This is a genomic window from Halorubrum sp. C191 (assembly GCF_002727095.1).
GTDB classification, from domain to species: domain Archaea; phylum Halobacteriota; class Halobacteria; order Halobacteriales; family Haloferacaceae; genus Halorubrum; species Halorubrum ezzemoulense.
This window is the reverse complement of the sequence record NZ_NHNZ01000097.1, coordinates 1-8,626: the sequence shown is the minus strand read 5'-3', so window position 1 is coordinate 8,626 and position 8,626 is coordinate 1. Positions and strand designations below refer to the sequence as shown.

The window sequence follows — 8,626 nt, the reverse complement described above, 5'->3', positions numbered from 1 at the left end:
GGCTGGTGGCCGATGATCTGGCGGGCGGTGTCGTTGTCGAAAAACAGTTGCGCCGTTTGGACTGTCTGTTCGCCCCAGTCGTCCATGCTAGTTGATCCTACACGCATTGTATATCAATCACCCGCCAGTCGGGTTGTCTCTGCTCGTGTTGGGTCTTGATGAGTGGACTCATCTATCGGCTGCCACCGGCTACAGTTGTTCGGTGATAGTGTATGGGTGAGCAAGCGTGACACTGGTGGCAAGGTTGTGTCGCTTGAGGAAGTTTCGCGCACGCTCCCGGTGATCTGGACGAGGGACGACCAGCACAGGCTGGTAGCTGGGGCTGACAAAGTCGGCGAGTTGTGAAGCGGCGTGTGTATCAAGCGAGGATTCACGTTCGACTTCGATGACCAGCGAGTGAGAATCAAATCGGGTGTAGACGACATCGGGGACGTGTTGCTGCCAGGTGCCGACATCGGCACCTCGCGTGTTCGCAGCGCCTGCGGGTGTACAGTGATGATGATCGACATATAATCGGCCGTTTGTGTCAGCACTAACAAGTTTGCGGGCGGTCCGAGCGACAAGGGCATCGTGAGACGAATAGCCGGTCAGTCGTTTGGCGAGGTTGTCGCATCCGAGTGCTCGGAGCGTGCGAGCGGCAAGTGAGCCGACGCCAGTCAATTTCATTGTCATGTAAGAAATCGATTAAGATTGGTCTCTGAGCGAGCGACTGGGTCGGCCGCTCGTATGCGCATCTCGTGCGGATCGGGCGATGTCGACCCGGTGAGTGGTAGATGTACTACCATAGATATCTGATGGTGTGGAATGTGTATTAGTGGAATCAGCCGTCGCGTTGCCGGGAAGTGTTCACCCTCGTGGTTAGGACCGGTCTGACCGATACTGTCGATAGAGTCCTTCCAGCGCCGTGAGGGTGGTGTACTGATTCAGATCCCCATGGTGGTATGGACCCGAATCTGTTTGGGCTCGTTTGTGCCGCCGGCGAAGGCCCGAATCCGGAGGAGATGTCCGTTAAGTTGTTTGTGAACTTCTTGACCGTTGTTGGTGACTGTCCAGTTGTCAGGGGCGTCGTCGGTGGCGTCGGTAAGAGCGATGATAAAGTTGTGATTCCGCTGGGGATTATTCCAGACGCGCTTGCTGAACGTTTTGTCTGCCGGACTCTGCTCTGGGATCCCGCCTGGATGACTATGTACATCACCGCAGAGTCGGTGAGAGATGTTCTGATAAATCTGTGCGAGATACTGGAGATACTGATAGAACGGTTGTTTGAACGAGATTGAGGATCGGCGTTGTTCGAGAAAGTGTCCGTCTTCGACGATGTGAGAGTGACGGATCAGCCCTTGGTCGTCACAATAGAGAGTTGCGTATACCTCTTGTCCGCCGTGGCCAACTTCGCCGTCATGGGCGACAGCGTGAGAGCCGATTTCGTTGAGGACGTGTTCGTCGATATCGACGACGCCAGGATCTTGCGACGCTGGGGCGTCTCCGGCGGGGACGAGGCCAGGACCGACTCTACTTGGCGGTGACGGGATCTGTGTCGCCGCCGAGGTAGATGAGGGGTTTCTGTCGTCCTCGGTCCCCGCCGTCGGTGATATGTCCGGCGATGTCTCGTCGCTATCACTGTCCGCCGCCGGTGGCTCAGGTTCGTCATCACTAGTGGGCCGGGGCGGCGATGAGGGCAATACAGGCTCATCGTCCTCTGGTGGTGTTGATGCCGATGATGCCGGGGAACCAGACTCATTATCGCTGGCCGACTGTGGCGGCGACGAGGCTGGCGTCGTCTCGTCACCCCCTTCGATTGGTGACAATCCGGTGGACCCAGACTCGTTGTCATCTCCTGACGGCGTCGGTGTTGGTGATGTGGAGGCTGGAGGGACTGCCGCCGAGTCCGGATGGCTGTCTGTCGTATCCTCTTGCGACTGCTCAGAATTATCTTTTCTCCCAGGGGTGGGTGGTGGGACCGTCGGCTGACCCGCCGACGCTCCGTCCGCCTGGCCTGTCTCGGGAGATGGTCCGTTCGGGGTGTCCTCATCGGCGGACAGGGGTGAGCGTGTCCTCTCAGTTGAGTCCGAGTCTGAGTCCGAATCGGCAGCTCTCTGGCTCTCCGCATGGTCATCGTCCGGGTCTGAAGACGACGATGGTCGAGAACCGGAGGCAGACGTGCCACTGTCGGCTGACGATTCCGCCTGCGAGTCGTCGAACGTGCTGGCGTCGGTTTCATCGTTCGACTGTGGAAAGCGCTCCTCGTCGGTCGGGGATGTGGGTGGGTCGGAGGACGGGGGCGTCGGTCGAAACTCTGGGCTCTCTGTCGGGTCGTCTTCTGTCGACGAGGGTGGCGAGGGGATACTGTCTGGGGTGTGTTCGGACTCCGGAGCCTCGGCCGGCGCTGAACCTGCCGGAGAGGGCTGTTCCCCAGTGGGCGATGACTCGGGGAGCGTCGGGTTCTCCTCGGCGTCTGAAGCCGACTCAGGAGGCCGAGAGCCGTCGGAGGTGGTCGCAGACGTCTCGCCCGAGGTGGAGGTATCGCTCTCAGCCGGCGGTGCCCCGGGTTCCCCTGTCGGTGGCGGGGTGTCAGGACTATCGTCCTGCGTGGTCGTGTCGGGAGTTGCGGGCTCTGGGGCCGCCGACGTTCCGATTGGTGCTCCACGACCCTCGGAAGTAGGAGTTAGGTTGGTTTGCTCGGCTGTGCTGGATGGATCTGTCCGAACCGAGCGGTGCTCCCGGCCCGAGTCGGTCGATTGACTGCCATTCCGTGAGGAACCGCTACTAGTTGCTCGTCCGGACTGGTTGCCGTTTGTAGGAATTTGTATCGAGCTTTCGGCTTGGTCATCGGAAGCCACCTCGGTGTCTTCGAAGACGAACCCGCAGACAGTGATTCGGGGGCGGTCCCACACGACCTGGTCGATAACCGGGGCGAACGCAGAGAGGGTTTCCTCGGCTGCTGAGACCCACTCTTGTGGAGCGGTGAATGCGACGAAGTCCCAGTCGTCGTTCCCGATGTGATGGAGTGGATCTCCCCGGAGATTCTCAAGCGCGTCGAGCACACGCGAACTCTCTTGCGCTTTGATTTCGGGCGAGACAGGAACTTCGAATCGCCGAGCGGAGCCTAGCCCGCTGACTCTGTCGTCGTCGACCAGTGCGGTGAGATGGCGACAGAGCGTCGAGACGTGCTCTTGGTTGTGGGGGGCGACCGCGAGCGTCAGGCCGACGTGGGTCGCGAGTGTGCGGAGCATCGATGTATTGTGGTCAATCCCGATGAGGGCAGTCTCACGCTGTCGAAGCAGCGTATCTAACTCCTTGACGAAGCCGTGGATTTCCTGTTCAGTCTGTCGTTTGACGACTGCGATAGCGCCGGCCTGAGTCACGACTCCGTTTGCTGGGTCGGTGAGGAGCTGGACGACCTCATCGATTCGGTGGTCAGCAGGGCGGTCGATCACGTGGTACGACGACGCGTGGCGTCGAGGAGTCTCCTCAGGGGGAGCGTCAGTCGCCGGGCCGTCGGACGAGGTTCGCTTGGCATCATCTCTGCTGCTGTTTTCGCGCTCATCGACAGCGTCGGTTGAACTGAATGGATTGTTCATAATGATGTGGTGTGTTGTTTTGAATTCGGTTGAGGTGCGGTGAGTGTCAGACAGGGGAGGCCGTACTGAGCAGTAATCCGCCGGCAAGGACCACCAGTCCGAGGAAAATCACAACGAGGACCCATGGGATGGCCGATCGATCGGGTTGTCGGTCTGGCGGGGGGGACTGAGAGGGCTCAGCGTCAGCGCGGTGGTCGTCAGGCTCAGATTCATCCGACCGGAAGTCGATGAGTGTCATATTGTCATCAGGCATGGTAGTCACTCCTCGGGGAGTCGGGGGTCGATATACTCTGCGCGCAGTCGCTCCCACTCGTCAAGTGGGTCACGAGGGGCTGCGTGTTGTGCCCAGACAGTCGCGATCCGGTTGTCACCGGCGCGGAGTTGCTGGTCGACGAATTCGACGCCTGCGCGGCGGATATGCTGTTCGACCCAAGCAGTCTCGAGCGGCCAGAAGTTGAGCACGTGCGCGCCAGAGACGTCTGGACGGTGGCAGACGCGGATGTCCTCGTTCTGGCCGAGTTGGACGTTAGTCGGGAGAATGACATACGAGTCTGCCCCCGCAGCGAGTGGAACCGACATCGATTGGTCGGCCCACGGACACCAACGTCCCGTGGAGATCCACGGAGTTGCCTCATCGACCACGTCACGGAGCGTCTCCGAGATCTCCATGTCGGTCATTCCCCCCAGGGGGATATGTTGATACGACATTGTCCAGTATCCGACTGACCGATTGATGAGGTCAGTGTGGGCGTTTGCAACAATCGCGTGGGCAATCTCCGGAGCGACATCTTGGAAGCGAATCTCGCCGGCCCGGTGGTCACAGAGGATCACCGGCGGCTCGATCATTCCATGGCCGACTCCAGCGAGGAGCGTGTTCTGTGCTTTCTGCTGGAGCGTATCGGGGTGGGTTTTGTCTCCGCTGACGACGACATCGATTGTGTCGCTGAACTGTGGACCCAGGTCGGCCCACTGGAACGCAATAAATCCCGTTCCGACCGTCGAAGGGGAGATGATGTGGTCGGTCTGCTTGGTGAGCCGGAGCATCGCCTCCTCAAGTTCGGGCTCGAGCAGCGGGAGGGTGCGTTCAATTCGTGTGAGGTTCCGCTTGAATGGGACGTCGCCGATATGCTCGATCGGAAGGTGGCGATTGAACGTGTCGTATGCGGCCTGTAGGTGCCCTTCCACTTCGAGTACGTCGGCGAAAGTGTTCGTGTGGAGTAAGATCCCGACGTTACTCTGCTCGTGTTCGTGACCGTGGTCACCCCCGCCAGCGCCGTCCGCACGGGCGGCGTCCTCGCTGTGCCGTGAGGAGTTGTTAGTCCCCTCGCTAGGGGTAGCCGAATCTTGTCCGATGAACCGTTGCATCGCGTTCGTGACCGTTTCGCGGGTCAAATTGAATCGTTCTCTCATGATATTACTCTCTGCTTTCGAACTTTTTCCTGCGCTGACCGCCAGAGTCTCGCGTACGCGTTCCTTCGACACCGTTGTTGTCTTCTTCACCCGGAGGCTGGGCGGTAGCACCGACGGTGCTTCGTCCGACGAGCACACCAAGACCGCCGATCACCAGTGTGAACCCTACGCTCCCCAGAACCGGTCTCCAGAATGGGGCAATCGTACTGGCGACGCGGACCACACGCATCTTCGGGAGTGCGGCTGTGTCCGCCTGAAGCTCCGCGGCCTCGCTAGCTACCGTCCGGGCCTGGGGCAGGGAACTCACGTTTTCCGTCTGTGCGCTCAGCGACTCGTGCCGGGCTGAGAAGTTGGCCATCTCCATCGAGTCGTAGCCATTGTGTTGACGATCCTTGAGCTGGTCTTCGACACTCGCCAGTCGGATCTCTGCGAGACTGACGTAGAGCCGCTCCAGCGTGGCCGTGCTCTGATCAAGGGCAATCTGATAGTGACCGCAGGCACGCTGGTAGCGTGCGCGATCGTAGGAGATGTTGCCATTCTCCACCCGGTCGGCAATCGTCTCGATTCTGGCTTGGTCGACAGCCACTGTCGACTCGGCGTTCAATTTCTCAAGCTCACCGACGCGCTGTTGAGCGCGCTCACGCAGGTCGCCAACGCTCTCCGGCGAGGCCCGGTCCAAGTGGCACGCGGTCGCCACATCATCCTGCGTGGCACCGGCTGCCGGCGCTACGCCAACCCCACCGGCGGTGACAACACCGAGCATTAAAATAATCCCGAGAACCAATCCCCGCCGAGTGAGAAGAGTTAGTTTAGCGCGGCTCACTCGCTTCCAACGTGCTGTCGAGTCGTCTCGTCCGCGGTCTTGTCGATTCATCTGATCGAACACCACCAGACAATAGCCGACCTCCTGACGTTGACCTGACTATATACCACGCTCTACGACAGGTTTATTTTACCCTCCAAGTGTTAAGAAGTTCATAAACCTTTCGTTCAAGTAGGGCGATCGTCAGGATGGAGTGCCCCACAAAAAGAGTACACACGCAGGTGTCCATGTCAGATCCCACAGGTAATCGTGCCTCTCCCACCGACGGTCTCGACTACCCCGAGCAGCACCGAGTTAGAGTACAGCGATGCTGGCTCACCGGAGTCAAGCGACAGCTTGGAACCGATGACGGGGTTTCCCGTCCTCGCAGCACCGAGGCTGAGAGTCCACAGCCGATCAGAGCACACCTGTCTGCTCCACACCAGTTCACACCATGAGTTATGACCCACCCTCTCCCCCGACCGACTGGGCATACGAATATACCGCCGCTCTCGCTGATGTCGCAGAGTTTGGTGACACCCAATCGACCCGGAGTGGCGTCTTTGACGCGCTGTGTGACCTCACGGAGTCGCCCGGACAAACAACGCCGGCAGTCCTCTCTACGACAGCCATCGCTGACATCGTCGAGAACAAACTCGTCAGTAAGGGGATCTCCCAGCAGCCAAACGCGTTCACTCGAGGTCAGTTCAACCAATTGTATCCGGAGTTTGAACGACTGGCCGTCGGGTATCGATTACCCAAACTCTCTCGCGACGACCACTACTACATCTTCCCAACCACCCCACTCACACCGTGGCTGGCACAGATTCCTCGGGAACCGTTCCTAAAACCCGAGCATGAACCAGATGGGTATGGCACCTGCCTGTTCGGCGACTATCTCACGGCGCATATGAGTACAACCGAGCCAACCGCTGGCACCGTCGTCCCGCTGGAGGCTCTATTTTATAGTACCGTCGGCAAGTATGCGCCCGTCGATACACTTACTCCCGAGAAAACGCATACATTCACCCCTGAAACCGTCGATATTGAGGTCTGTACAGGCGACATTGAAACACTCCAAGCCACTGAAAAATTCGAAGTCAACACACTCACCGAGCAATTAAGTCTCAACACCACTCTTCCGCCAGTCGATGAAGATGTCCTTGGAGGCGCTCACGATATTGGGCTGTTCGGACACATCACCCTGCCCGCAGAAATCGAACTGGCCGCTCACGACCTGCTTGAACGACAACTTGCCAGCCAATTAGAATCATGGACAGCCGGTGTCCTAGCGCTGTACGCGGCTCCCGAAACCGCCTCCGAGAACGAGGATGACGACACGGACGGCCGTTACCTCTCGCGCAATGAGTTTGGCACAGCAGTCAATCGCATCGCAGCACAGTCCCCGCGAAACCACATCAACCGCTACGGACTCGATACACGGGTTAGTTCCCCTGACGACTCCGACCGTTCCCGCGTCGTATGTGGAATCTATCGCCGAACCAACGAAGATATCCCTGTTGACCCGACACCTTCCCACCAATGACGACGCCTGACTCGCCGTTCACCGACCGGTTCAGGTACTCAGCGCTCAGCCTTGTTCCCACAACCGATCACAGCAACACATACCAATGACAAACCCACACAACACCGACATACCGATCGAAGGATCTTCCGAGGATTACCGGGCTCGCTCAGTCGAAGACGAGTGGGCCAACATCCTCCGGAAGTATACCGACGAGCTTCCAGATGAAGAGGCTACTGACGACCAGATTCAGCGCATCCTCCGCGCGCTCCAATCACCTCCGGCACTCGCACTCGGCGCTCCTACGCGCGACCAAATCGACTCAACCACGAGAGCCGCAATCGATGAACTCGATTTTGTCAAGCACGGCCCTGCCGACAACGAAGCCGAGGCCGAACAGATTACCAAAAAATTGAAACAGGCGCTGAAAAATGGGCTCCACGGAGATCGGGTCGGCCCGAGCTCACTCATGGAGCCATACGAACTTCAGGCCGAGCCAGACCGGATCGTCCCGACCGAAGAGGATGCGCCACCAGCGTCTGGCGCAGCGGATGTCGCCAATCCACCCCGACAAATGACCGACAACAACACCGACGACGACAGCGGCACTGACAACGATCAAGCTGAGCCCGATCCGGGCGAGAGAATTGCGGTCGAACCCGGAGAAATTGACCCGGAGGCAGACGCCAATCCCGGCGCTCCTGGGGGGGCGCAGGCCGCCGGCGCTGCACAACCCGCTAACGATGCCGACGATGCCGGAGCACCTGACGATCAGGTGTCGCTAGAAGAAATCGAGGCACATGATTTCATAGCCGAACAAGTTGTCGGCATGATGGCCGATGAAGAGGGACTTAGCGAGGAGCAGAAGCAAGTCGCCTACACTGCTGCACGGGTTGCGTTAAATAATCATCAGAGCTTCCTCCGCGATCACCTGCTCAGCGGCGTAGATGAGAATGCGCGCGAGATCATCTTCGAAAGTGCGGTCGTTGAGCCGATCGAAGATGATATCAAGCAGTTGATCCGAGAGCAGTAACATCAGAGCAGACCAGCCCAACCACTCGCGCTCTCAGCTATTCTCCTTTTATCCTTCTAATATCTCAGTCTGAGCCTGACAATGCCATGTTGGCAGAAGACAAAAATACAGTGTGGAGAGTCACAGGCGTACCAGTCGACACACACTGGATTACAACCGAAGCAGACGCTCAAACCCAGTCGAGTACCTTGCCAAGCCAGAGTTCGGATAGTATCTCATTGAAATCAATCAGCCCTCTCGGCCACAAGCCAATATAAAACTAACTCAGCTTTGAACGT

Annotated in this window: 7 protein-coding genes; 4 read left to right on the top strand and 3 right to left on the bottom strand. The window is 58.7% G+C overall.

All coding sequences use genetic code 11. From position 1 onward, the window contains the following. Positions 1–189: 189 nt before the first annotated feature. On the bottom strand, positions 190–672 hold the full coding sequence (locus Z052_RS19760) for a hypothetical protein (RefSeq protein WP_144050017.1): 483 nt from the start codon (positions 670–672) through the stop codon (positions 190–192). A gap of 269 nt (positions 673–941) precedes the next feature. Here Z052_RS19760 and Z052_RS08860 point away from each other — a divergent pair, with 269 nt between their 5' ends. Both Z052_RS08860 and Z052_RS08855 read left to right on the top strand, forming a co-directional pair. Continuing rightward, positions 942–1,277, top strand: a complete 336-nt coding sequence (locus tag Z052_RS08860) for a hypothetical protein (protein ID WP_099288979.1) — start codon at positions 942–944, stop codon at positions 1,275–1,277. Positions 1,278–1,286: 9 nt separating this feature from the next. After that, positions 1,287–1,523 (top strand): hypothetical protein, encoded by a 237-nt coding sequence (locus Z052_RS08855; RefSeq protein WP_099288978.1) that lies wholly within the window; start codon positions 1,287–1,289, stop codon positions 1,521–1,523. 2,313 nt (positions 1,524–3,836) lie between these two features. Here Z052_RS08855 and Z052_RS08845 read toward each other — a convergent pair. Next, positions 3,837–4,943 (bottom strand): hypothetical protein, encoded by a 1,107-nt coding sequence (locus Z052_RS08845; RefSeq protein ID WP_099288976.1) that lies wholly within the window; start codon positions 4,941–4,943, stop codon positions 3,837–3,839. 49 nt (positions 4,944–4,992) lie between these two features. Further along, the gene (locus tag Z052_RS08840; RefSeq protein ID WP_099288975.1) at positions 4,993–5,751 is read right to left on the bottom strand and encodes a hypothetical protein; all 759 of its coding nucleotides are present in this window, start codon (positions 5,749–5,751) and stop codon (positions 4,993–4,995) included. Positions 5,752–6,244: 493 nt separating this feature from the next. Here Z052_RS08840 and Z052_RS19755 point away from each other — a divergent pair, with 493 nt between their 5' ends. Together Z052_RS19755 and Z052_RS08835 are read left to right on the top strand one after the other, a co-directional pair. Then, positions 6,245–7,336 (top strand): hypothetical protein, encoded by a 1,092-nt coding sequence (locus Z052_RS19755; RefSeq protein WP_144050014.1) that lies wholly within the window; start codon positions 6,245–6,247, stop codon positions 7,334–7,336. Positions 7,337–7,421: 85 nt separating this feature from the next. Continuing rightward, positions 7,422–8,348, top strand: a complete 927-nt coding sequence (locus tag Z052_RS08835) for a hypothetical protein (RefSeq protein ID WP_099288974.1) — start codon at positions 7,422–7,424, stop codon at positions 8,346–8,348. Positions 8,349–8,626: the final 278 nt, after the last annotated feature.

What these genes read in the sequence shown, in the direction of transcription:
- Z052_RS19755 (WP_144050014.1), top strand. Translation starts at nt 6,245, where the DNA reads ATGAGTTATGACCCACCCTCTCCCCCGACCGACTGGGCATACGAATAT.
- Z052_RS08860 (WP_099288979.1), top strand. Translation starts at nt 942, where the DNA reads ATGGACCCGAATCTGTTTGGGCTCGTTTGTGCCGCCGGCGAAGGCCCG.
- Z052_RS08845 (WP_099288976.1), bottom strand. Translation starts at nt 4,943, where the DNA reads ATGCAACGGTTCATCGGACAAGATTCGGCTACCCCTAGCGAGGGGACT.
- Z052_RS19760 (WP_144050017.1), bottom strand. Translation starts at nt 672, where the DNA reads ATGACAATGAAATTGACTGGCGTCGGCTCACTTGCCGCTCGCACGCTC.
- Z052_RS08840 (WP_099288975.1), bottom strand. Translation starts at nt 5,751, where the DNA reads ATGCTCGGTGTTGTCACCGCCGGTGGGGTTGGCGTAGCGCCGGCAGCC.
- Z052_RS08835 (WP_099288974.1), top strand. Translation starts at nt 7,422, where the DNA reads ATGACAAACCCACACAACACCGACATACCGATCGAAGGATCTTCCGAG.